Origin of the sequence: Stenotrophomonas sp. CCNWLW162 (assembly GCF_037203745.1) — a bacterium.
In the GTDB taxonomy this organism is placed as follows: domain Bacteria; phylum Pseudomonadota; class Gammaproteobacteria; order Xanthomonadales; family Xanthomonadaceae; genus Stenotrophomonas; species Stenotrophomonas maltophilia_AQ.
In genome coordinates this window covers 139751-162916 of sequence record NZ_JBBCBL010000007.1, presented here as the reverse complement: position 1 = coordinate 162916, position 23166 = coordinate 139751, and the positions used below count along the sequence as shown (strand labels likewise).

The 23166-nt window shown below is 68.0% G+C and carries 22 protein-coding genes; 14 read left to right on the top strand and 8 right to left on the bottom strand.

Translation table 11 applies throughout. From position 1 onward, the window contains the following. Position 1: 1 nt before the first annotated feature. The gene (locus V9K93_RS17840) at positions 2–613 is read left to right on the top strand and encodes a YbhB/YbcL family Raf kinase inhibitor-like protein (RefSeq protein WP_337302961.1); all 612 of its coding nucleotides are present in this window, start codon (positions 2–4) and stop codon (positions 611–613) included. A gap of 132 nt (positions 614–745) precedes the next feature. Here the strand turns inward: V9K93_RS17840 and V9K93_RS17835 are convergent, their stop codons facing one another. Together V9K93_RS17835 and V9K93_RS17830 are read right to left on the bottom strand one after the other, a co-directional pair. Beyond that, a complete protein-coding gene (locus V9K93_RS17835) occupies positions 746–1573 on the bottom strand; it encodes an META domain-containing protein (RefSeq protein WP_337302960.1) in 828 nt (275 codons plus the stop codon). Between the two features lie 73 nt (positions 1574–1646). Further along, positions 1647–2441: an undecaprenyl-diphosphate phosphatase gene (locus V9K93_RS17830; RefSeq protein ID WP_136638470.1), complete on the bottom strand. Its 795-nt coding sequence runs from the start codon at positions 2439–2441 to the stop codon at positions 1647–1649. 219 nt (positions 2442–2660) lie between these two features. Between V9K93_RS17830 and glnA the strand changes: the two genes are divergently transcribed. From glnA to V9K93_RS17810, 4 genes are all read left to right on the top strand, one after another. After that, entirely contained in the window at positions 2661–4070 is a 1410-nt protein-coding gene (gene glnA / locus V9K93_RS17825) for a type I glutamate--ammonia ligase (RefSeq protein WP_004134320.1), read from the top strand. Between the two features lie 346 nt (positions 4071–4416). Next, on the top strand, positions 4417–4755 hold the full coding sequence (locus V9K93_RS17820) for a P-II family nitrogen regulator (protein ID WP_004134334.1): 339 nt from the start codon (positions 4417–4419) through the stop codon (positions 4753–4755). Positions 4756–4776: 21 nt separating this feature from the next. Next, the gene (locus V9K93_RS17815) at positions 4777–6207 is read left to right on the top strand and encodes an ammonium transporter (protein WP_337302959.1); all 1431 of its coding nucleotides are present in this window, start codon (positions 4777–4779) and stop codon (positions 6205–6207) included. Between the two features lie 142 nt (positions 6208–6349). Further along, positions 6350–7096 carry an N-acetylmuramoyl-L-alanine amidase gene (locus V9K93_RS17810; protein ID WP_136638471.1) on the top strand — a complete coding sequence of 249 codons (747 nt, stop codon included), beginning with the start codon at positions 6350–6352 and terminating at the stop codon, positions 7094–7096. A gap of 121 nt (positions 7097–7217) precedes the next feature. Here V9K93_RS17810 and V9K93_RS17805 read toward each other — a convergent pair whose 3' ends face one another. Continuing rightward, the gene (locus V9K93_RS17805) at positions 7218–7919 is read right to left on the bottom strand and encodes a LytR/AlgR family response regulator transcription factor (protein WP_046985383.1); all 702 of its coding nucleotides are present in this window, start codon (positions 7917–7919) and stop codon (positions 7218–7220) included. After that, positions 7907–9616 (bottom strand): histidine kinase, encoded by a 1710-nt coding sequence (locus V9K93_RS17800; protein WP_136638472.1) that lies wholly within the window; start codon positions 9614–9616, stop codon positions 7907–7909. The genes V9K93_RS17805 and V9K93_RS17800 overlap by 13 nt, the downstream gene beginning before the upstream one ends. 127 nt (positions 9617–9743) lie before the next feature. On the opposite strand from V9K93_RS17800, the gene V9K93_RS17795 reads away from it, so the two are divergent. The 7 genes from V9K93_RS17795 (at position 9744) to V9K93_RS17765 (ending at position 16795) form a co-directional block, all read left to right on the top strand. Beyond that, complete coding sequence (locus V9K93_RS17795; protein WP_136638473.1) at positions 9744–11255, top strand: alpha/beta fold hydrolase; 1512 nt, start codon at positions 9744–9746, stop codon at positions 11253–11255. A 65-nt stretch (positions 11256–11320) separates the two neighbouring features. Next, a complete protein-coding gene (mltA, locus tag V9K93_RS17790; protein WP_136638474.1) occupies positions 11321–12481 on the top strand; it encodes a murein transglycosylase A in 1161 nt (386 codons plus the stop codon). A 108-nt stretch (positions 12482–12589) separates the two neighbouring features. Next, complete coding sequence (locus V9K93_RS17785) at positions 12590–12892, top strand: hypothetical protein (RefSeq protein ID WP_046985380.1); 303 nt, start codon at positions 12590–12592, stop codon at positions 12890–12892. A gap of 85 nt (positions 12893–12977) precedes the next feature. Beyond that, the gene (locus tag V9K93_RS17780) at positions 12978–14039 is read left to right on the top strand and encodes a two-component system sensor histidine kinase NtrB (RefSeq protein ID WP_046985391.1); all 1062 of its coding nucleotides are present in this window, start codon (positions 12978–12980) and stop codon (positions 14037–14039) included. Next, positions 14032–15480, top strand: a complete 1449-nt coding sequence (gene ntrC, locus V9K93_RS17775; protein WP_136638475.1) for a nitrogen regulation protein NR(I) — start codon at positions 14032–14034, stop codon at positions 15478–15480. Before V9K93_RS17780 ends, ntrC begins: the two co-directional genes overlap by 8 nt. A 93-nt stretch (positions 15481–15573) precedes the next feature. After that, the gene (locus tag V9K93_RS17770) at positions 15574–16143 is read left to right on the top strand and encodes a superoxide dismutase family protein (RefSeq protein WP_136638476.1); all 570 of its coding nucleotides are present in this window, start codon (positions 15574–15576) and stop codon (positions 16141–16143) included. A gap of 31 nt (positions 16144–16174) precedes the next feature. Beyond that, positions 16175–16795, top strand: coding sequence for a superoxide dismutase family protein (locus V9K93_RS17765; protein ID WP_136638477.1), 621 nt, complete (start codon positions 16175–16177; stop codon positions 16793–16795). A 151-nt stretch (positions 16796–16946) separates the two neighbouring features. Here the strand turns inward: V9K93_RS17765 and V9K93_RS17760 are convergent, their stop codons facing one another. Next, entirely contained in the window at positions 16947–17834 is an 888-nt protein-coding gene (locus tag V9K93_RS17760; protein ID WP_046985376.1) for a hypothetical protein, read from the bottom strand. A gap of 93 nt (positions 17835–17927) precedes the next feature. On the opposite strand from V9K93_RS17760, the gene V9K93_RS17755 reads away from it, so the two are divergent. Continuing rightward, positions 17928–19223: an acetyl-CoA C-acetyltransferase gene (locus V9K93_RS17755; protein ID WP_136638478.1), complete on the top strand. Its 1296-nt coding sequence runs from the start codon at positions 17928–17930 to the stop codon at positions 19221–19223. A 231-nt stretch (positions 19224–19454) separates the two neighbouring features. Here the strand turns inward: V9K93_RS17755 and V9K93_RS17750 are convergent, their stop codons facing one another. From V9K93_RS17750 to V9K93_RS17740, 3 genes are all read right to left on the bottom strand, one after another. After that, positions 19455–20750 carry a heme biosynthesis protein HemY gene (locus tag V9K93_RS17750; protein WP_337302958.1) on the bottom strand — a complete coding sequence of 432 codons (1296 nt, stop codon included), beginning with the start codon at positions 20748–20750 and terminating at the stop codon, positions 19455–19457. A 6-nt stretch (positions 20751–20756) separates the two neighbouring features. After that, positions 20757–21731 (bottom strand): uroporphyrinogen-III C-methyltransferase, encoded by a 975-nt coding sequence (locus V9K93_RS17745; RefSeq protein WP_337302957.1) that lies wholly within the window; start codon positions 21729–21731, stop codon positions 20757–20759. A 103-nt stretch (positions 21732–21834) separates the two neighbouring features. Beyond that, positions 21835–22644: a uroporphyrinogen-III synthase gene (locus V9K93_RS17740; RefSeq protein ID WP_046985373.1), complete on the bottom strand. Its 810-nt coding sequence runs from the start codon at positions 22642–22644 to the stop codon at positions 21835–21837. Positions 22645–22679: 35 nt separating this feature from the next. Between V9K93_RS17740 and V9K93_RS17735 the strand changes: the two genes are divergently transcribed. Further along, positions 22680–23147 carry a YiiD C-terminal domain-containing protein gene (locus tag V9K93_RS17735; RefSeq protein WP_046985372.1) on the top strand — a complete coding sequence of 156 codons (468 nt, stop codon included), beginning with the start codon at positions 22680–22682 and terminating at the stop codon, positions 23145–23147. The last annotated feature ends 19 nt before the right edge of the window (positions 23148–23166 follow it).

The following is a 23166-nucleotide window of genomic DNA, read 5'->3' as shown; positions in this document are numbered from 1 at the left end:
GATGCAACTGAGCAGCCACAGCCTGACCAACGGTGCACCGATCGGCCGCGAGTTCGCCGCCGGCGATGCCGCCGGCTTCGCGCCGGACCGCAATCCGCACCTGGCCTGGAGCGGCGTGCCGGAAGGCACCCGTTCGTACCTGCTGGTATGCGTGGACCCGGACGTGCCGACCGTGCCGGAAACGGTCGGCCGCGCGGACATGACCGTGCCGCGCGACCAGCCGCGCTGCGATTTCGTGCATTGGGTGATGGCCGATATCCCGGCCTCGGTGCAGGAGATCGCCGCAGGCAGCTGCAGCGACGGGTTCGTGGTGAAGGGCAGGACCGCGCCGGCTGGCCCGGCCGGCAGCCGCCAGGGCCTGAACGATTTCACCGGCTGGTTCGCCGGCAACCCGGACATGGCCGGTGATTACCTTGGCTACGACGGCCCGTATCCGCCGTTCAACGACGAGCGTATGCATCGCTACTTCTTCCGCGTGTTCGCGCTGGACGTGGCTTCGTTGGATCTGCCGGTGCGCTTCACCGCCGCCGATGCGTACCGCGCCATGCACGGCCACGTACTGGCCGAAGCGGCGCTGCACGGCACCTACACGCTGAACCCGGCGCTGGGCTGAGGCTGTATATCGGGTAGTGCCGGCCGCTGGCCGGCATGTCCCATGTCCGCCGGCGGTGCCTGTGGCAGCCGGCCAGCGGCCGGCTCTACCGCCAACGAAGAAGGGCGGCCTTTCGGCCGCCCTTCCATCGTTTTATTTCTTCTCGATGGCCGACTCGACCACCATGTCCAGCACGTACGCCTGCGACGGCGCATCGGCCGGCGGGTTCTTCACCTCGTAGCGCTTCACGCGCACCACGTTGCGCACGCCGTCTTCGTGGGTGTAACCCTCGATGCTGCCGTAGAAGTTCTCGAACTTGCCCGGCTCGCCCTGCTTCAGGCCCTTGTCGTCGAACTTGACCTCACGCACCTGCAGGCACTGGTAGTCCGGGATCAGCGGGTGCGAGCACTTCTGGGTCTTGGCGGCCACTTCCAGGAACACGGTTTCGCCGGCGCCGCCGTAGCGGGTTTCAGCGGTCGGCTCCGGGTTGAAGACCAGCACATCGCCCTTGGCGGTGGTCAGGGTCAGCTTGCCGTCGGCATCCTGTTCGGCCTTCAGCTCGCCCTGCAGGCGGCTCGACACGGCTTCGTCCAGCGCCATCAGCGCCTTGTCGGTGCAGGCCATCATGGTCGAGGCCATCGCGCTGACGCTCAGCTTGCCGTCGGCCAGGGTGTAACCGCCACCCATGTGGTTGCAGGCGTTGCTGACCGACAGGCGGCCATCAGCGAAGTCCAGGGTGACCGGCTTGTCTTCGCGGGCGAACAGCGCGTCGATGCGCTTGCCGTCGGCGGCGGTGGCCTGCTGCAGCAGCCAGTGCTGGCTCTGCAGTCGCTGCGCATCCAGGTGCGCCAGCGTCTGCTGGTCTGCTGCCTTGGCCGCCGCCGGGGCAACGTCGTCGCCGCCGGTGCCGGCCGGTGCCGGGGTCTGGCTGCAGGCGGCCATCAGGGCCAGCGGGAGGAGCAGTGTGAGCTTGCGGTTCATGGTGATTCTCCTTGGGGAACCGTGGGGGAAACGGGGTGGGGCCGGCAACGGGGTTACCCTGCCCCGGCGCTGTTCAGCTGCCGGAGGGCAACCACAGCAGCAGCGCGGCGCCCAGCGCGATGCGGTAAAGCGCGAACGCGGTGAACCTGTGCGACTTGATGTAGCCCATCAGCCACTTCACTACGACGAAGCCGGTGATGGCCGCGGCAATGAAGGCCACACCCACCTCGGTCCAGTTCTCGCTGGCCAGGTTTCCTTCCTTGGCCAGTTCCAGGAAGGTGTACGCACTGGCCGCGAACATGGTCGGAATGCCGACCAGGAACACGAATTCGGCGGCCGCCGCGCGACGGCTCAGGCCCAGCAGCATGGCCAGGAAGATCGCCGAGGCCGAGCGCGAGGTGCCGGGAAACACACCGGCCACCACCTGTGCCAGGCCGACACCAATGGCCACCGTCCAGGTCACCTGGTCGCGGTCGGGCAGGCGTGCGGTATAGGCCTCCACCAGCAGCATCCAGATGCCGCCGATGATCAATGCCCAGGCCACCGGGCTGACCGTTTCCGGTAGGGACCAGCCGGCCTTGCGCACCACCAGGCCAACCACCGCGGTTACCAGGAAGGCGGCACCGAGCTTGAACACGTACTCGCGGTTCTCGCGCTGGCCGAAGCCGGTGGCCAGCTGCAGCAGGCGCTGGCGGAACACCAGCACCACGGCCAGGATCGCACCGGCCTGGATGATGATGTTGAAGAAGTCCGATCGCGCGCCCAGCCAGTGCTGGGCGATCAGCAGGTGGCCGGTGCTGGAGATCGGCAGGAATTCGGTCAAGCCTTCGAGGATGCCCAGCAGCAGGGCGGAGAGCAGGTCGGACATGGACAGTGCGGGTGTGGGCGGCAGAAGAAGGTCGAAAGAATAGACGATCCATGCCGCACCAAACGGGTGCGTCTGGTTCCAGTTGCACCCGTTTGGTGCGCGCTGTTCTGCACCGATCCGGAGCGCCCTTTTTGAAATCAATGACTTGCGGGCGGCCAAAAGTTGGCACGGTCGTTGCTGTACCTCAGCAGGCATTCATCCCCATCCGAGGTCGTACCGATGTCCGTGGAAAACGTAGAAAAGCTGATCAAGGACAACCAGATCGAGTTCGTCGACCTGCGTTTCGTCGACATGCGCGGTGTCGAGCAGCACGTGACCTTCCCGGTCAGCATCGTCGAGCCGTCGCTGTTTGAAGAAGGCAAGATGTTCGATGGCAGCTCGATCGCTGGCTGGAAGGGCATCGCCGAATCGGACATGGTGCTGCTGCCGGACACCGCCAGCGCCTACGTTGATCCGTTCTACGCCGATCCGACCATCGTGATCAGCTGCGACATCCTCGACCCGGCCACCATGCAGCCCTACGGCCGTTGCCCGCGCGGCATCGCCAAGCGCGCCGAGTCGTACCTGAAGTCCTCGGGCATTGCCGAAACCGCCTTCTTCGGCCCGGAGCCGGAATTCTTCATCTTCGATTCGGTCCGCTTCGCCAATGAAATGGGCCACACCTTCTTCCAGGTCGATTCGGAAGAAGCGGCGTGGAACAGCGGCGCCAAGTACGACGGCGCCAACAGCGGCTACCGTCCGGGCGTGAAGGGCGGTTACTTCCCGGTGCCGCCGACCGACACCCTGCACGACCTGCGCGCCGAAATGTGCAAGACCCTGGAACAGGTCGGCATCGAAGTGGAAGTGCAGCACCACGAAGTGGCCACCGCCGGCCAGTGCGAGATCGGCACCAAGTTCAGCACCCTGGTGCAGAAGGCCGACGAACTGCTGCGCATGAAGTACGTGATCAAGAACGTGGCGCACCGCAACGGCAAGACCGTTACCTTCATGCCCAAGCCGATCGTCGGCGACAACGGCAGCGGCATGCACGTGCACCAGTCGCTGTCCAAGGGCGGCACCAACCTGTTCTCCGGTGACGGCTACGGCGGCCTGAGCCAGATGGCGCTGTGGTACATCGGCGGCATCTTCAAGCACGCCAAGGCCATCAACGCCTTCGCCAACTCGGGCACCAACAGCTACAAGCGCCTGGTGCCGGGCTACGAAGCGCCGGTGATGCTGGCCTACTCGGCCCGCAACCGTTCGGCATCGTGCCGCATTCCGTGGGTGTCCAACCCGAAGGCACGCCGCATCGAAATGCGTTTCCCGGATCCGATCCAGTCCGGCTACCTGACCTTCACCGCGCTGATGATGGCCGGCCTGGACGGCATCAAGAACCAGATCGACCCGGGCGCACCGAGCGACAAGGACCTGTACGACCTGCCGCCGGAAGAAGAGAAGCTGATCCCGCAGGTCTGCTCCTCGCTGGACCAGGCGCTGGAAGCACTGGACAAGGACCGCGAGTTCCTGAAGGCCGGTGGCGTGATGAGCGATGACTTCATCGACGGCTACATCGCGCTGAAGATGCAGGAAGTGACCAAGTTCCGCGCGGCCACCCACCCGCTGGAATACCAGCTGTACTACGCCAGCTGATCGGTGGCGATGGCGGTGGGCTTCCCCCTCCCACCCGCCGCCATCGCTTCCGTCTTCGCGGCTGGGGAGCCGCAGGGCGGGCCCCGGCCCGCCGTGGTAGAGCGGACCATTGGTCCGCTGCATTGGAAACGCGGGCCCTTGGCCCGCTGATCCAGGGGTAAGAGAGACCGGATACGCGACATGGGCCGCCCTCCCTCCCGCGTCGGCCGTGCAAGGAGAGAGGCACGGCTGTCCCGGCCCGGTTCGTGTCCGGTGCAACAGCCACGGCCATCAACACGATGGCCCGTGGTTGCCTGATGCCATCGCGCGCTGGCGCGCTGGCCCCATCCACCATCGGGACATGCGCATGAAACTGATCTCCGCCATCATCCGACCGTTCAAGCTCGACGAGGTCCGCGAGGCCTTGTCCGATGCCGGCGTGTCGGGCATCACCGTGACCGAAGTGAAAGGCTTCGGTCGCCAGAAGGGCCACACCGAGCTGTATCGCGGTGCCGAGTACGTGGTCGACTTCCTGCCCAAGATCAAGATCGAAACCGTGGTCACCGACGAACGTGCCGACGCAGTGATCGAAGCGATCCAGTCGTCTGCAGGCACCGGCAAGATCGGTGACGGCAAGATCTTCGTCACCGCCGTCGAACAGGTCATCCGCATCCGCACCGGCGAAATCGGTGCCGACGCGCTGTAACCCCCTTCCGGAGACTCCCCCATGAAGATGCGCCTTCTCACCGGGTGGCAAGCCCGGTTCCATCTGGTGTGCCTGTTGATGCTGCTCAGTGCGCTGGCTGCTGGCGCCTGGCCGGGAACTGCCCATGCGCAGGCCCAGGTGTCGCCGCTGCCAAGCGAAACCGTAGCGGTCGAACCGCTGCAGGACCCGGTCGCCGCGGCTGCCGCACCTGCCGTCGCCGAAGCCGCCGCGGCCTACGACCATGGCGACGTGGCGTGGATGCTGACCTCCACCCTGCTGGTGCTGCTGATGGTGGTGCCGGGCCTGGCGTTGTTCTACGGCGGCCTGGTGCGTTCGAAGAACGTGCTGTCGGTGCTCAGCCAGATCCTGGTCGTGTTCTCGCTGGTGCTGCTGCTGTGGGTGGCCTATGGCTACAGCGCGGTGTTCAGCGCCGGTAATCCGTTCTTCGGTTCGTTCACCGAGTTCGCCTTCCTCAAGGGGTTCACGCCGGAGTCGGTGGGCAACACCCCGATCAAGGGCCTGCCGGACTACCTGTTCGTCGCCTTCCAGTCGACCTTCGCCGGCATCACCACCGCACTGATCGTCGGCGCCTTCGCCGAGCGCATCAAGTTCCGCGCGGTGCTGCTGTTCTCGGCGTTGTGGTTCACCCTCAGCTACATCCCGATGGCGCACATCGTGTGGGGTGGCGGTTACCTCGGTGAAATGGGTGCGATCGATTTCGCCGGCGGCACCGTGGTCCACATCAATGCCGGTGTTGCCGGCCTGGTCGCCGCGTGGTTCGTCGGCAAGCGCCTGGGCTACGGACAGACCGCGCTGAAGCCGCACAACGTCCCGTTCACCTACATCGGCGCGATGCTGTTGTGGGTCGGCTGGTTCGGCTTCAATGCCGGGTCCGCCGCCGCCGCCGATACCGTCGCCTCGCTGGCCTTCCTCAACACGGTGCTGGCCACCGCTGCTGCCGTGCAGGGCTGGACGCTGGTCGAAGCGATCAGCAAGGGCAAGCCGTCGGCACTGGGCGCCGCCTCGGGTGCGGTGGCCGGTCTGGTCGGCATCACCCCGGCCTGCGGCACAGTCGGCCCGCTCGGCGCGATCGTCATCGGCTTCGTCGCCGGTGTGGTCTGCGTGTGGGGTGTGACCGGTCTCAAGCGCCTGCTGAAGGTGGACGACACCGCCGACGTGTTCGGCGTACACGGTGTCGGCGGTATCGTCGGCGCGATCCTCACCGGCGTGTTCAGTGCGCAGTCGCTGGGCGGCACCAAGGCCGATCTGGATATCGCGCACCAAGTGTGGGTGCAGGTGGTCAGTGTTGGCCTGACGGTGGTCTGGTCGGCGGTGGTGACCACGCTGATCCTGCTGGTGGTGCGCAGCGTGGTCGGCCTGCGCGTGACCGAGGAAGCAGAGCGTACTGGCCTGGATGTGACCTCGCACGGCGAATCGGCCTACGAGGCCTGATGCGTGGCGGGCGGCCCTGCGGGGCCGCCTTTGCGTTTGGTGGGTGCCAAGCTTGCTTGGCACTGCTCCTGCTCTGGTGGGTGCCGACCGTTGGTCGGCACCGTGGCATGCATCATCCGGCCTGATCGCGCACAATCGGGCCATGCACCCGATCCGCACCGCTCTGATGCTCTCGGCCTGTCTGTTGCTGGCCGCCTGCGCTTCCGCGCCACAGGAAGCCCGCAATCCGCTCGCCACCTGGGTGCCGTCGCCGAACCAGAACGCGCGCACGCCGGTCATCATCGTCATCCATCACACCGAGCAGAAGTCGGTGCAGCAGAGCCTGCACACGCTGCGTACCGCCAACAGCGGCGGACGGGTCAGCGCGCACTACCTGATCGGCGCCGATGGCCATCGCTACCAGCTGGTGGCCGATGAACGCCGCGCCTGGCATGCCGGTGCCGGGCGCTGGGGCACCATCACCGATCTCAATTCAGCCTCGATCGGCATCGAACTCGACAACGACGGTCGCAGTCCCTTCAGCCCGGCGCAGATCGAGTCATTGATCGTGCTGCTGCGCGATCTCACTGAACGGCTGAACATCCCGCCGCGGCAGGTCATCGGCCATGCCGACCTGGCGCCGACCCGCAAGCAGGACCCAAGCCGCTTCTTCCCCTGGCAGCAGCTGGCCGACGCCGGGTTCGGCGTGTGGCCGCGCGCCGCCGATGGTGCGGCACCCGAAGGCTTCGATGCATGGAATGCGCTGGCCCGCTTTGGCTACCCGCTGGACAACCGCGAGGCCACCGTCGCCGCCTTCCACCGTCGCTTCCGTGGCCGCGACGACCTGCCGAAGACGCTGGATGCCGAAGATGCCCGCATCCTGCATTCCTTGCTGCTGCAGACCCCGTAGATGCTCGCGCGGCGCAGAACACCCGGAAGTGGGTAGCGCCGGGCCATGCCCGGCGAGCGCGCAGCGCGGCCACCACCACGAAGTGCAGTAGTGCCAGCCCATGGCTGGCAGCTTCCACACCTCACTCCATCCCCAGCTCTCCGCGTATTGCCGCCACATGCGCGCGGCCCACGGCCAGCTCGCTGCCATCGCTCAACACCAGCCAGTAACGGCTGCCCGATCCTGCATGCAGCATGCGCACATGCTGCAGATTGACCAGATAGGAACGATGGCAACGCACGAAGTCGCCAGGCAGCACGCTGCCCAGTCCGGCCAGGGACTTGTCGTGCAGCTCGCTGCGGCCATCGCGCATGCGCACCTGGCTGTAGTCGCCGTCGGCGCGGATCCAGAGCACGTCAGCAAGTTCTACGGTCGCCGTGCCCTGCGCCCGCCAGACACCCAGATAGCGCGCGCGGCCAGGGCGGGAGCCGCCGGTGTCGAGCAGGCGTTCCAGTGCCTGGCCAAGGCGCTCACGCGAGAACGGCTTGGGTACGAAGTCGAGCACACCATGCTCGAATGCCTGCAGCGCGCGATCGCGATGGGCCGACACCACCACGCACTGATAGCGTCCGGCCACCGCGCGCCGAAGCAGCTCGAAACCATCGTCGCCGCCCAGGTTGAGGTCCAGCAGCAGGCCATCGTAGACGCTGCGTTGCAGTCGATCTCCGGCCGACTCCAGATCAGCAACGGCGTCGAAGCGCGCGCGCGCGCCTGCCAGTTCACTGCACAGGCGCAGCAGGCGCTGGCGTACCAGCGGCTCATCCTCGACGATCAGGATGCGCATGTCAGTTCGATCCGGCTGCACCAGTGGTCGCCTTCGGCGCCCTGCACGAAGGCCCATCCGCCAGGACAGGCGGCGGCCAGGCTGGCCTCGATATAGCGCGTGCCGGTGCCGCGGCCACGGTGTGGGGCGGAACCCCGCGCACTGCGCAGCTCCAGTATCCAGCGCGCGTTGGTGCGTTGCACGTGCAGGTGGAACGGATGCTTTGCGCAGGCCAGCGCACCTGCGTGGGTCAATGCATTCTCCACCTGGGCATGCAGGATGCCGGGCGGCAACGACAGCATCGCGTCTTCGCCATCGACCTCCAGCCGCATGCGCTGGTCCAATGCCATGCCAACGATATCCAGATGGCTGCGACAGAGCGCCAGTTCGTCCTGCAGGGGAACGCTGCGCCGGCTGCTGCTGTCGCGCAGGCGATCAAACTGGTCGGCCAGTGATTCCACCAGGCGGCTGGCACGCGCTGGTGCCTGTTCGATCAACTCCTGCAGGCAAGTCAGGGTGTTCATCAGCCAATGCGGCTGGATGCCCCGTTGCAGCAGCTGCAGCGAAAGCTGCGCGCGTTCTTCGCTCAGCCAAGCGTTGTGCCGGTCCAGTGCCTGCAACTGGGCAGCGTGGCGCAGCAGCAGGAACACCATCAGCACCGCCAGCAGCAGGAAAAAGGGCCCATCGAGGAAGGCGCCGCCTGCGACCAGCAGCGCCAGCAGTCCGGCCAGCAGCAAGGCCAGGATCGGCCAGCGGTCCTCGGACTCGCCATGCGCGCGCAACAGTACCCCTGCCGAGGCGATCAGGCTCGACAGCAGCACTGCCGCTGAGCGCGTATCGAAGCCGGGCAGCGCGACAGCGGCGGCAATGATCACGGCCAGATAGCCAAGGTAGGCGGCCCGCGGCATGGCTACCGCGAAGCGGCGTGCAAGATAGGCCGGCAGCAACGCCGCTGCCGCCACATGCAGGCACAACAGTGCCACCAGGCGTGGGCCATGCCATGGATAGGGATACCCCAGCAGGGAGCGCCAGGCCTCGACCACGGGCAGTGCCAGCCCCACTGCGCCCAGTGCCAGCAGCAGACGGGCCCCGGGTGCCTGCGTCTGGCCGCGCAACACGGTGAGGAAGTACAGACAGGCCGCCGCCAGTGCACCGGTGGCGAAGGCGGCGATCAACCACGGCAGGATGATCTGGCCGTACAGCACGGCCGCGGGTGCGATCAGCACCATCGCATCGGCACCATGCAGATGGAAGTGCTGCTGCTGGCTCGACGCAAGCACGATCAGTTCGTCGCTGCGGTTGCCCGAAGCAGGAGGCAGCACACGCACAAGGTCGATGCGTCCAGGGTGCTCTTCCGCAGCGCTGCGGCCGACCACGCCATTGCCGACCCACGGGTTGCCGTTCCAGTACAGCTGGCTGGCGGCACGCAGCGACAGCCGCATCGTGCGGCCATGCACGTCCGCGGTGGTCGGCGCTGGCACCTGCCAGCGCAGCCAGTAGGGGCCGCGCCAACCTGCCAGCTCGCGCTGGTCCAGTGGCTGCCAGTCCAGATCCTGCGGCGGTCGCGCGGGCACGGCGCCGGCGGCCCCGATGTTCGCAAGCGCCATCTGCGCGCCCGGCACCTGCACCAGACCGGGTGGCGGCGTCGACACGAGCAGCCAGACGGCCACGGCCGCAAGCAGCACAGCAAGGACAGCCAGGGTTCGTGGGATCTGCATGGAGGCCATCCTATCGGTTGCGTGGAGACAGTGGACGGCCGCCTGGAGACGTTCGGCAGGTGCGCACGCCCCGTGTGCTGCGGAAGGGCAGACGCTGGTGGCGCACGTCCTTCCATCGGAGCCCGACATGACCCGCAGCGCCCGCACGCTTCCCCGCAGTTCCCATCGTTGCCGCACTGCCATCGCCGCCGCGCTGGCTGCAATCGGCCTGGCGCTGGCCGTGGCCACCCCCGCGCAGGCCAGTCCGGCTGCACTGGCGTTCGAGCCCTACACACTGCAGACCAAGGCACATGGCAGCATCCCTGCGGAAATCGCCGTGCTTGCGGTGCCACGACGGCACAGCGAGCCGGATGGACCACGCATGCAGCTGAAAGTGGTACGCCTGCGTGCAACCGGCGGCAATGGTCGCAGCGCTCCCGTGGTCTACCTGGCCGGTGGCCCGGGCGGCTCCGGCATCGACACTGCGCGCGGCCCACGCTGGCCGGTGTTCGACCTGGTCCGCCGCGAGACCGATGTGCTGCTGCTCGACCAGCGCGGCGCCGGCCTGTCCGAACCGCCGCCGGAATGCCCGCACCAGACCCGATTCGATGATGCGCAGCCATTGCAGCGCGATACGGCGCTGGTCGCGCTGCAGGCAACGGCAGCGAAGTGCGTGGCGTTCTGGCGGCAGGCTGGCGTTGATCTGGGTGCCTACACCACGGCCGAGAGCGCCGCCGACCTTGACGACCTGCGCCGCGCGCTGGGTGTGCCGAAGATCAGCCTGTGGGGCATGAGCTACGGCACGCATCTGGCCCTGGCTGCGGTGCGACTGCACGGTGAAGGCCTCGAGCGCGTGGTGTTGATGGGCACCGAAGGTCCTGATGACACACTGAAGCTGCCGCTGAGCAGCGACGCGCTGCTGCAGGAGCTTGCGCAGTTGGCGCGCAAGGATGGCTTCGACGATCTGGTCGGATCGGCCTCACGCGTGCTGCAGGCGCTGCGTGAGCAGCCACGGCAGGGCCGCAGCCGCATGCACGAGGGTCGCCAGGTGACCATCGGTGAATTCGATGCGCAGATCCTGATCGCCAATGCGCTCGGCCAGCGGCACACCCAGCAGTGGCTGCCGCTGGTGCTGCGCGAGGCCGAGCGCGGCAACTACGATCCGCTGGCAGACCTGGTGCTGATCGTGCGTGCGCAGTTCGCCGAGTACCCGGCAATGGGGCTGGCGATGGATGTGGCGTCCGGGCAGAGCCCGCAGCGCTTGGCACGGGTGGAGGCGCAGGCGCGCGAAAGCCTGTTCGGCGACGCCTTGAACTTCCCGTTCCCCGCCATCGGCAACGGCCTGGGCCTGGCCGATCTGGGCGAATCCTTCCGTGGCCCGCTGCGCAGCGAGGTGCCGGTGCTGTTCATCAGCGGCACGCTGGATGGACGCACGCCACCAGCCAACGCCGATGCACTGCGTCCAGGCTTCCGCAACGGCCGCTCGCTGCTGGTACGCAACGCCAGCCATCACAACGAGTTGTGGACGGGCAACCCCGCCATCGCCCGCAGCATCGTCGAGTTCCTGGCCGGTCGCACCGTGAGCGATGCCATGCTGGACGTGCCGCCGCCGGTGTTCGCCACCAGCAACAGTGGCCTGCTGGGTAGCGGCGGACGCTGAAGGGAGAGCGCGGCGCCGGGCACCCGACGGGTCCGGTGCCGTGCCATTTCCTCTACATTGGGGCAATGAAAGACATCATCGCCCCCCTGAGCCGCACGAGCTTGAGCCTTCTTGCGCTGGCCGTGCTTGCGGCCTGCAGCACCACCGGCACCCGTCCCGAAGCACCGCCAGCACCAATCAAGCCTGCCGCCACCTACGCCAAGGTTGAATGGAGTGCGCTGCCGCCGGTTTCCGATACCGATCTGCAGGCCGGCTTCGTTGCCTGGCGCAGCAGCTGCACCCGCCTGAAGAACGACGCTGTCTGGGCCAAGCCCTGCACTACGGCTGCAGCAGTGAACGACAAGGACCCTGCCGCGATCCGCCAGTTCCTGCAGCGCGACCTCGATGCCTACGCGCTGCGTGCCGGGGGGCACCAGGCTGATGGGCTGATCACCGGCTACTACGAGCCGATCTACCCCGGCAGCCTGACCCGCACCGACAAGGCCACCGTGCCGGTGTACGGCACGCCGGATGACCTGATCGTGGTGCAGCTGGACAGCGTCTACCCGGAACTGAAGGGCAAGCGCCTGCGCGGCCGTGTCGATGGCAAGGTGCTCAAGCCCTATGACGATGCAGGCACCATCGCGGCCAAGGGCGCCAAGGCCCCGGTGCTGGCCTGGCTGACCGATCCGATGGACCTGCAGCTGCTGCAGATCCAGGGCTCGGGCCGGGTTCGCCTGGCCGATGGCACGCAGGTGCGCCTGGCCTATGCCGAACAGAACGGGCATCCCTATCGCGCGATCGGCCGTTGGCTGGTGGACCAGGGCCAGCTGAAGAAGGAGGACGTGACCATGGACGCGATCCGCGCCTGGGCCAGGGCCAACCCTTCCCGTGTGCCGGAACTGCTGCGCAGCAACCCCAGCTACGTGTTCTTCGTACGCAGCGCGGACAGCCCGGAAGGCCCGCGCGGTTCGCTGAACGTGCCGCTGACGGCGGGTTACAGCGTGGCGGTAGACCGCACCGTGGTGCCGCTGGGCAGCCTGCTGTGGCTGTCCACCACGCGCCCGGACGGCAGCCCGGTGGTGCGCCCGGTGGCCGCGCAGGACACCGGCGGCGCGATTGCCGGCGAAGTGCGCGCGGACCTGTACTGGGGCAGCGGCGATGCCGCGGGCAAGCTGGCCGGTGACATGAAGCAGAAGGGCAGCATCTGGATGCTGTGGCCGAAGGGCGCCCCCTTGCCGAAGTAGTTTGGCAGGGGTCAGATCCCTCTCCGCAGGAAAGGGATCTGCGCGCGAATGCCTGATAATGGCGCCATTCCGAACTTTCCGGTCGCACCTGCGGCCAGGACCAATGCAATGAAATACGCAAAACCCAACGCAAAGACCAACAGCAAGAAGTACTACAAGCACTGGGCCGAATCGAGCCTGGGCAAGGGCAACGTGTTGATGGAAGCCCGTGGTGAAAAAATCGTGCGCCAGGTGGAGATCTACGGGGCCAAGGTGGTCTGGGCCGATGAAACCGGGCAGAGCGATGACCGCTTCGTGCTGGCCGACCAGCCGGTGTCGTTCATGGATTTCGATGAAGACGACGAAATCAGTGCGCGCGAGTTCGACATCGCCTGGAAGAAGGCCCGCGAGGCGACCGGCTACCCGGTGTAACCGTCGCAGGCCCCGCAGGGTAGGATCCCTTTCCATACGGAAAGGACTCTGACCCCGGATCCGGTTTTTGCACTACATTGGTGCAATGTCCGACCCCACACCGCCGCCATCCCTCGACGCCCTGGGCACGCCGCTGGCCTGGGCTGGGGCTGATGGCCGCATCATCGGCTGCAACCCGGCCTTCGCGCGTTGGCTGGGTGTCAGCATCCGCCGCCTGCTCGGCCAGCCCCTGGCCGCGCTGGAAGTGCAGGGTGAGGCGCTGGCCCATTTCCTGGCCCGCGATGAGCGCGACAGCCTGCGCCTGAACCGGCTGGCGCTGGCGGTGCCCGGTGAGGCACCGCGCTTCGCCGAGGGCTGGATGAGCCGCCGCGACGATGGTGGCTGGTTGCTGGAGGCGCACCCGGTCGATGAGTTCCCCGGGCTCGACCCGACCCAGGCCCTGCCCAGCGCGCTCAGCGCGGCGCTGAAGGGGCTGGCCCATGAACTGCGCAATCCGTTGGCTGGCTTGAAGGGCGCGGCCCAGTTGCTGGCCCGGCGCGCCGCCCAGCGTGACGCCAGCGAACGTGAGCTGATCGAGCTGATCGGTTCGGAGATCGAACGCCTCAACGGCCTGCTCGACCAGCTGCTGTCACCGGCCCCGGCCGCGCCTCACGCCGAACTGAACATCCACGCCGCGCTGGAACGCGTGCTGCGCCTGGCCGAGAACGAGGCCGGCTGGGCGGTACGCCTGCAGCGCGACTACGACCCCAGCATTCCCGAATTCCATGGCGATGCCGACCGCCTCACCCAGGCAGTGTGGAACCTGGTGCGCAACGCGATCCAGGCCGGTGCCGGCAACATCACCCTGCGCACCCGCGTCGAGCACGGCGTACGCATCGCCGAGCAGCTGCACACGCTGGCGCTGCGCTTGGAGATTGCCGACGACGGCCGTGGCGTGCCCGAGGAGCTGGCCGAGCATCTGTTCCTGCCGCTGGTCAGTGGTCGCGCCGAAGGCACTGGCCTGGGCCTGGCGCTGGCGCAGCAGGTCGCACGCGAACATCGCGGCACGCTGACCTACCGCTCGCGCCCGGGACATACCGTGTTCACTCTGCTGCTGCCGATCGGCAACGGCGCCGCCCCGGCCGAGGAAGCCCCGCGCGATGTCTGACGCCTCCACTCCCGCACAACGCATCTGGGTGGTCGACGACGACCGTGCCGTGCGCTTCGTGCTGTGCACCGCGCTGCGCGAGGCGGGCTACCAGGTGGTCGATTTCGACAGCGCCGCTCCGGCCCTGCAGGCCCTGAGCGAGGGCCCGCCACCGGCGTTGCTGTTCACCGATGTACGCATGCCGGGCGACGGTGGCCTGGTGTTGCTGGACAAGCTGAAGGCCGCGCTGCCGCAGCTGCCGGTGGTGGTGATGTCGGCCTATACCGATGTTGCCAGTACCGCCGGTGCATTCCGCGGCGGCGCGCATGAATTCCTGTCCAAGCCGTTTGATCTGGATGATGCAGTGGCGCTGGCGCAGCGCGTGCTGCCGGCGGTGGCGCCGGCAATGGCTGCGCCCACAACCGCAGCCGAAACCCGCAGCGATCAGCCACCGCAGCTGGTGGGTGACACCCCGCCGATGCGTGCCCTGTTCCGCGCCATCGGCCGCCTGGCGCAGGCACCGCTGGCGGTGTTGATCACCGGCGAGACCGGCACCGGCAAGGAGCTGGTGGCGCATGCCCTGCACCGCGAATCGCCGCGCGCACAGGCGCCCTTCGTTGCGCTCAATACCGCCGCCATCCCGGCCGAGCTGCTGGAGAGCGAACTGTTCGGCCACGAAGCCGGCGCCTTCACCGGTGCCCAGCGCCGCCATATCGGTCGCTTCGAGCAGGCCAACGGTGGCACCCTGTTCCTGGATGAGATCGGCGACATGCCGCTGCCGCTGCAGACCCGTCTGTTGCGCGTGCTGGCACAGGGCGAGTTCTTCCGCGTCGGTGGCCGCGAGTTGATTCGCGTCGATGTGCGAGTGGTGGCCGCCACCCACCAGGACCTGGAAGGCCTGGTCGCGCAGGGCAAGTTCCGCGCCGATCTGCTGCACCGCTTGGACGTGGTGCGCCTGCAGCTGCCGCCGCTGCGCGAGCGCCGCGAGGACATCGCGCAGTTGGCCAGCACCTTCCTGGCTGCCGCTGCACACAGGCTGGATACGCCGCCGAAGCGGTTGACCGCCGCCGCCCTGCAGGCGCTGCGCGAGCACGACTGGCCGGGCAACGTACGCGAGCTGGAGAACGTGTGCTGGCGGATGGCGGCGCTGGCCGCCGCCGATACCATCGGCGTGGCCGACGTTGATACCGCGCTGAATCGCACGCGGGGCCGCCGCAGCAGCGCCAGTGGCGCCGATCCGGGGCAGTGGGAGGCGCTGCTGGCCGAATGGGCACGCCGGCAGCTGGGCGAGGGCGTGGAAGGACTGCACGCACAGGTGCGCGAGCGGGTCGATCATGCCTTGCTGGAGGCGGCGCTGCAGATCACCCATGGCCGCCGTGCCGAAGCCGCTGCCCGCCTGGGCCTCGGCCGCAATACCCTCACCCGCAAGCTGGGCGCCGGGCGCCGCCGCGGGGGCCATTGAACGGTCCCTGCACGCGATCCTCGCACCCGCTTGCCGAACTGTTGATCGTTCATGGACGATGCCGTCCGTAGTGTCACCTGCAAGGAGTCTTCGATGCGTCTGTCCTTTGCCATCCTGCCGTTGTCCGCCGCCGTGCTGCTGTCTGCCTGTGGCAGTGCGCCGAAGAAGGCCGAGCCCACCCCGCCACCGCCGGTGGCCGTCAGCGCCGCCAAGCAGGCCGAGGCCAACCTCTCGCCGGCCTCGGCCAGCATCGTCAGCGGCCGCATCGCGCTGATGGTGGAGCCCGGTGGCATCCACATCACCGGCCTGGTCGGTGGACTGCAGCCCCTGCAGCAGGCCGGCTTCCACATCCACGAGCGCGGCGACTGCAGCGCGGTGGATGCCAGTAGCGCCGGCAACCATTTCAACCCCGGTGGCACCGCGCATGGCCGCGCAGGCACCGGCAAGCACCATCTGGGCGACATGGACAATCTGCGTGCCGACGCCCAGGGCCGCGCCAACGTCGATATCCACCTCAAGGGGGTTACCCTTGGCGGAGGCGCCGCCACCGATATCGCCGGACGTGCACTGGTCGTGCATGCAAATGCCGACGACTATCGCAGCCAGCCCGCCGGCAATGCCGGCGTCCGCATCGCCTGTGGCGTGATCCGGGTTGTCCGTTGATCGTTGCCGGCATCATCCAGGGAGAGATTCCATGCGTCTGATCCACACTTCGCTGTTCGCGGCCATTGCCGCACTGGGCCTGGCGGCCTGCAACCAGCAGCCCGCCGCGCCGCAGACTGAAACCCCGCCGGCCGCCCCGGCCGAGGGCGCCACCACCGAACCGGCCGCAGCGCCGGCAGCAGCTCCGGCTGCCGACGCCTCGGCCACGGCCGAACTGGCACCGACCCAGGGCAACGAGACCAAGGGCAGCGTCACCTTCAAGGTGGTCGACGGCAAGGTCCACGTGACCGGCCAGATCAGCGGCCTGAAGCCGGGCAGCGAGCACGGCTTCCACATCCACGAGAAGGGCGACTGCAGCGCGCCGGACGGCATGAGCGCCGGCGGCCACTTCAACCCGGGCAAGCAGGACCACGGCAGCGTGGCCGTCGATCCGCACCACGGCGGCGACATGCCCAACATCAAGGCCGACGACAAGGGCGTGGCCACCATCGACGGCCCGGTGTCGAGCAACGTCAACATCGGCAAGGGTGATGACTTCGACATCATCGGCCGAGGCCTGATCGTCCACGCCGATGCGGACGACTACAAGACCCAGCCGACCGGCAATGCCGGCGCACGCCTGGCGTGTGCTGTGATCCAGAAGGCGCCGTAAGGACGGCCTTGCCGGAAATGGAAAACGCCGGCACAAGCCGGCGTTTTTCTTGATCGGTAGTGCCGGCCAGCGGCGGGCACTACCTGCTCTTCGGTGGACCTGAGCCGAGCATGGGCTCGGCTCTACAACACGCGGCGGTCGCTGTTTCCGATCAGCGCGCCAGCAGCTCGCGCGCGTCCTGCCCGGCTTCGCAGTGCACGAACAGCACCGGCACGCCGTGCGCTTCCAGCACCGCAGCCATCTGCCGCTGGCGCATCAGGAACTGCTCGTAGATACCCTGCAGGCGGTCGCAGTCGTTGTTGCCGTGGTCGTAATGCGCGCACCAGCCGGCCGGATCGAACAGCGCCATGCGTGCTTCGCCATGGGTATAGCGCAGCAGCGGCTCGGGCGCGGCATTGAGCCACTCGTCTTCGCCCGGCGCCATGATCGCGGTCTCGATCAGCGGCCACAGCGCGGCCAGGCCCTGGTTGTCGTACTGCATCGACATCATCGCGGCCAGGTCGTTCACGGTGAAATAGCGCGCGTGCTCGATGCGGGCACCGAAGGTGTTCTGCGCCATCAACGCGGTGTCGGCATGCGCCATGCCGTTGGCCAGCAGTGTTTCTTCCAGCGCTTCGGCCACCGCATTGGTGGTGGCCACGTCGCTGCCGGTCAGCAGGAACGGCACCACGCGCAGGCCACCGCCCACCAGGCTGGCATCGGCCTGGAACGGCAGCGGCACATCACCAGCGGCGTCGGTACCGAAGGCCAGCAGGCGCGGCCCCTGGTTGCGGCCCGGTGCGCGCATCTGCAGCTCTTCCAGGCGGCGGTGGATCGGCCAGCCCGGGCGCAGCACTTCGGCCGGGTCGAAATGGGCGGCGGCGAACACCAGGTCCAGCTCGGCCACCTGCGGCACTTGCTTGGCCAGGTCACGGCCGACGCGTTCGGCCAGTTCACCGGCCTGTTCGGCGCTGAGCACCGCCTGGCGGGGGATTTCGCCGCCGGCCAGTTCCAGGGCCAGCACGCCAAGGGCATTCATCGCGGGGTCGGGTTTGCTCATGGTTCCACGGTTGGCCCATCACAGGGCGGCAGCTACACTTGGCTCCATTATGCCTGCTCCGTCGTGCAGGCCATGTTGCAGACACCCTCATCCATGCCAGGTATCTCCATGCCCAACGCTCGTCCCGTCGCCATCCTCGGTGGCGTCCGCATTCCGTTCTGCCGCCAGAACACCGCGTATTCGGATGTCGGCAACCTCGGCATGTCGGTCCGTACGCTGGGCGCGCTGGTCGAACGTTTCGGCCTGCACGGCCAGCAGCTGGGTGAAGTGGCGATGGGTGCGGTGATCAAGCACTCCAGCGACTGGAACCTCGGCCGCGAAGCCACGCTGTCCTCCGGCCTGTCGCCGTTGACCCCCGGCATCACCCTGCAGCGCGCCTGCGGCACTTCGCTGGACAGCATCATCACTGTCGCCAACAAGATCGCGCTGGGCCAGATCGAATCGGGCATCGGCGGCGGTTCGGACACCACCTCCGACGTGCCGATCGTGTACGGCAAGAAGCTGCGCGCGCGCCTGCTGGCTGCCAACCGTGCCAAGAGCACCGGTGACAAGATCCGTGCACTGACCTCCGGCTTCAAGTTCTCCGAGCTCAAGCCCGAATTCCCGGGCGTGGCTGAGCCGCGTACCGGCAAGAGCATGGGCGACCACTGCGAGGACATGGCCAAGGAATGGAACATCTCGCGCGACTCGCAGGACGAGTGGGCAGTGTCATCGCACAAGAAGCTGGCCGCGGCCTATGAGCGCGGTTTCTTCAGCGATCTGATCGCACCGTTCCGCGGCGTCGAGCGCGACAACATCCTGCGCGCCGACACCTCGCTGGAAAAGCTGGCGACGTTGAAGCCGGCGTTCGACAAGGTCTCCGGCCGTGGCACGCTGACCGCCGCCAACTCGACCCCGCTCACCGATGGCGCCGCCGCCGTGCTGCTGGCCAGCGAAGAGTGGGCACGTGCGCACGGCCATGAGCCGCAGGCCTACCTGCGCGACGCGCATGTCTCTGCCGTGGACTTCGTGCACGGCGAAGGCCTGTTGATGGCGCCGACCGTGGCCGTGCCGGAGATGCTCAAGCGCAACGGCCTGACCCTGCAGGACTTCGACATCTACGAGATCCACGAAGCCTTCGCCGCACAGGTGCTGTGCACCCTGCGTGCGTGGGAGAGCGAGGATTACTGCCGCAACCGCCTCGGCCTGGATGCGCCGATGGGCCGCATCGACCCGGACAAGATCAACCTGCTGGGCTCGTCGCTGGCCACCGGCCACCCGTTCGCCGCCACTGGCGCACGCGTGATCGCCACCGCGGCCAAGCAGCTGGCCGAACGCGGCGGTGGCCGCGCGCTGGTGTCGATCTGCACCGCCGGCGGCATGGGTGTGGTCGCGATCGTCGAACGCTGATCGTTGCGACCGCGCGCCAACCAAGGTTGGTGACTACCGGGAATGCGCGCTGGATCTGCTGTGGTAGATGCCGACCTTGGTCGGCCATGCGATGTCATCGTTCGGAAGATGTCAGAGCGCCAACCAGGGTTGGCGACTACCGGGTTCCACAGATGAAAACGCCGCCCAGTGGGCGGCGTTTTTTCTTGCTCCGGTGGGTGCGGACCGTTGGCCGGCACGCTTCGGCAGGGATCACGGCAACCGCGGGTTGCCGAATTCGTCGCGCTCTTCGTTGGCGTCGTACACCGGCGGTTGCATCGCGATCGGCTGCTCTTCCACCGTGGCACGCAGCGGCGCCTCGGTGCCGCGCACCAGTTCCACGCTGTCCTCGCCACGCTGCAGGCGCAGCGCATTGGCAAGGCACTGCGCGGCCAGCGCGTGGTCGCCACGCTGTGCGAACAGTTCACCCAGTGCTTCCCAGGCCGTGGCACCGGCACCGGCGGCAATCGCCTCGTGCAGGAACGTATCGGCGGCATCCCACTGCTGCTGGGCCAGGGCCACGCGGCCCTGCGCCAGGCGAAGCGCGGCCGAGCTGTCATGCACGTTGCGCCAGCGCGCCAGATTGGCCTGGCGGGTGGCCAGGCGCTCGGCTGGGAGGCGGCCGTACAGCGCCACCAGCTCATCGTCCCAGCGCTGGTCCAGGGCGTGTTCCAACGCCAGCAGCGCCGGTTCGTCCCAGCTCAACGCAACCGCACGGCTGGCATACGCACCGACCACGTCCGGGGTCGGGCGCAGCGCCTTCGGCGTGGCTTCCCACTGCGCGGCCAGCGCATTGACATCGGCCGCTTCCAGCAGTGCCTGCGCGGCCAGGCGTGCTTCCAGTTCGCTGTTCGATTCGGCCGGCAGCACCTTGCTCTGGCGCAGCGCGCCGAGCTGGCCGTAAGCCTCGTGCGCGCGGCCGGCACGTGCCAGTGCCTCGGTACGCAGCCACAGGCCACGCGGCGGCAGCGGCTGGATCGCTGCCACGTCCAGCGCGTTGATCGCATCCACCGGCAGGTCGCGCGCCAGCAGCTGCTCGGCGCGCAGCAGCGCCTGCAGGGTGGCATCGCTTTCGCCCAGGCGCTGCAGCAGTGCTTCACCGGCGGGACCATCGGCACGCGCCTGCGCACTGCGCACGGCGTTGGCCAGCGCCACCGCGCTCACTTCCGGATCCTTCGCCGCGCCATCCAGCAGTTTTTCCGCGCGCTGCCACTGGCCATGCTCATAGGCCTGCAGGCCGTCGATCAGGCGCACCCGGCCCTGCTTGCGGCGGTAGCGGCCCCAGGCACGGAACGGTGCGGCGATCAGGCTCCACAGCAGCCACAGCACCAGCACGGCGACCACGGTCAGCAGGGCAACCTTCGGCAGGTTGCTGTGATAGTCGTAGCCGCCATAGCGCAGGGTCACTTCGCCGAAGCGGTTGAGGTCATCGGCGCCGAGCCATTGCGCGGCGACCACGCCGATGGCCACGGCCAGCAACAGCACGACCAGGGATTGCAGGGGTTTCATGCGGGATTACCTCCGGTCGGTCTGGGTGCGCAGTTGCTGCAGGGTGCTGCCAAGAACGGTGTTGCTGGCCTGCAGCGGAAGCTCGCGCAAGGCCTTCAGTTCAGCACGTTGCGCGCGCAGGGCCGGTGAATCCGGCCAACGCCGCTGTGCCCAGTGTTCCACGCGCGTCAACGCGGTATCGCGTCCGCTGCGGTCGCCACGTTCAATGGCCGCACGCGCCAGGGTCAGTTCCAGCTGCAGCGCATCGTCGGCGTTGTGCCGCTCGGCGGCGGTCAGTGGGCCGTTCTGCCGGCTCGGGGTGATATCCACGAACGGTGCCAGCGTGGCCTGCCACCAGGGCCTGGCGTTAGCGGTGGCGCTGCCCGTCACCTGCGAAGGCAGGCCCTGCAATGCCTTGGCCAATGCATCCAGGCGCTGCAGCGACTGCACACGTGGTCCGGCGCCGAGCGTGTCCAGCGCCTCGCGCTCCTGCACCAGTGCCTGGCGCAGGTTCAGGCCATCACTGTCGGGCAGATCGGCCAGCGCGGTGGCAGCCTGCGCGTACAGACGACGCGCACCTTCCACATCGTCGGCGTAGTTCAGGCGCTGCGCGGCCTGGGTCAGCAGCAGCTCGGCCTCGTCGCGCTGCACCGCCTGCCGGCCCTGGTTGGCGCTGTCGACCAGCTTGGCCAGATTTTCTTCCAGCAGCGCACTACGCTGCGAAAGGCCAAGCATCTCGTCGCGCAGCACGCGGTTGGTGGCGGCGGCATCCTGCAGGCGTTGGCTGGTCGCGCGCTGGTCGCGGCGCAGGGCATCCAGCGTGGCTTCCAGGCCCTGCAGCTGCACGGCGGTGGTCTGTGCCTGTGCGTCCTGTGCGTCCTGTTGCTCATGCCAGAAGCGCCAGCCGGCATAGCCACCCACGCCAAGCACGACCACGCCGGCCAGCGGCAGCAGCCAGCGCACCGGTCGACGGGGCGGGGAAACGGGCGGGGTCTCGTTCATCGGGCTTCCTTGTCGGCAAGTCGCCGGTGGGGTTCCGGCAGGCCGCGTTGTGCACAGCATCACTGTTGCCGACGACAGCGGCAAGCGTGATCCACGTCCCTGTTCAGGTCGCTGCCGGGACGGTGAGCGTGGCGTGTGCAGCGCTCACCAGCTGTGCACCGGCAGGGCCGGCGCTACGGCTGATGCGCTGCAGGCCCAGTGCCTGCGCCTGCTCGCCAAGCCGATCGCTGGCGACCACCACGCTGGCGTGGGCCTGCAGGCGTTGTTGCAACGCACGTGGAAGCTGTTGCCAGAAATGCTGCAGCGCTTCGCCACTGCTGACTGCCAGCACCCACGGATACGCTGAATGCGCCAATCGAGCCAGTGCGCGTGGCGACAGGCGCAGCAGGCGACGCTGGTAGACGTCGGCACGTTCGATGCTGGCGCCGGCCGCCTGCAACTGCGCAGCGATCAGGCCGCGCCCGCCGGGGGCGGTCACCAGCCCGATGCGCAGGCCGCGTACGTCGGCCAGCACTGGCAGCGCCAGCAGCCCCTCGCTGTCCATCCGCTGCGGCGCATGTACCTCGTTGACCCCCTGCGCCTGCAGCGCACGCGCGGTGCCGTCGCCCACGGTCAGCCACGGGCTGCGCTGCGCGTCGGCCAGCGGCAGCAGGGACGCGGCCGCTGCCACTGCGGCCGGGCTGGTGAACACCACCCGATCGCAGTTCAGCGCGCGTTGCAGCTGGCGCACCACTGGCGTGCCATGCAGGCGCTGCAGCCGCCAGGGCGACAGCGCCAGCAGATGCCCGTCCAGCCCAGCAACGGCGCGGCGCAGCGCCGCATGCTGGCCCTGCGGTCGCAGCGAAATGAAGGTCCAGTCCGCGTCGGAACCGGCGGCGCCAGTGGGTATCGTATGGTCGGCCATTGCCTGCATTATGCGGGCCCTTCGTTGTCGTGGTCTCTGCTCCGATGTCCGTTGATGCTCTGACTTCCTCGTTGGCCGCCCTGCAGGACGTGCTGGACTGCATGCCGGCGGTCCGCGCCATGCAGATCCAGCTCGACGGTTATGCCGATGGCGTGCTGCGCATCACCGCGCCGCTGGCCGCCAACGTCAACGACAAGGGCAATGCCTTCGGTGGCAGCCTGGCCTCGGTGCTGACCCTGTCCGGCTGGGCGCTGGTCAGCCTGCGCCTGCGCCTGGCCGGCCACGATGCGGAGGTCTACGTGGCCGACAGCAACCTGCGCTACCTGGCGCCGGTCTACGAAGACCTGCACGCCCATGCCGAAGCGGCCGAGGCCACCGGCTGGGACGCCTTCCTGAACACCTTCCGCCAGCGCCGCAAGGCCCGTATCAGCATCGTCGCCATCCAGCCCGGCGCCGACGGCAAGCCCGCCGCCGAGTTCAGTGGTCGCTTCGTAGCCTTCGCCAAAGGGTAGGATGGCAGGCTGACGTTCT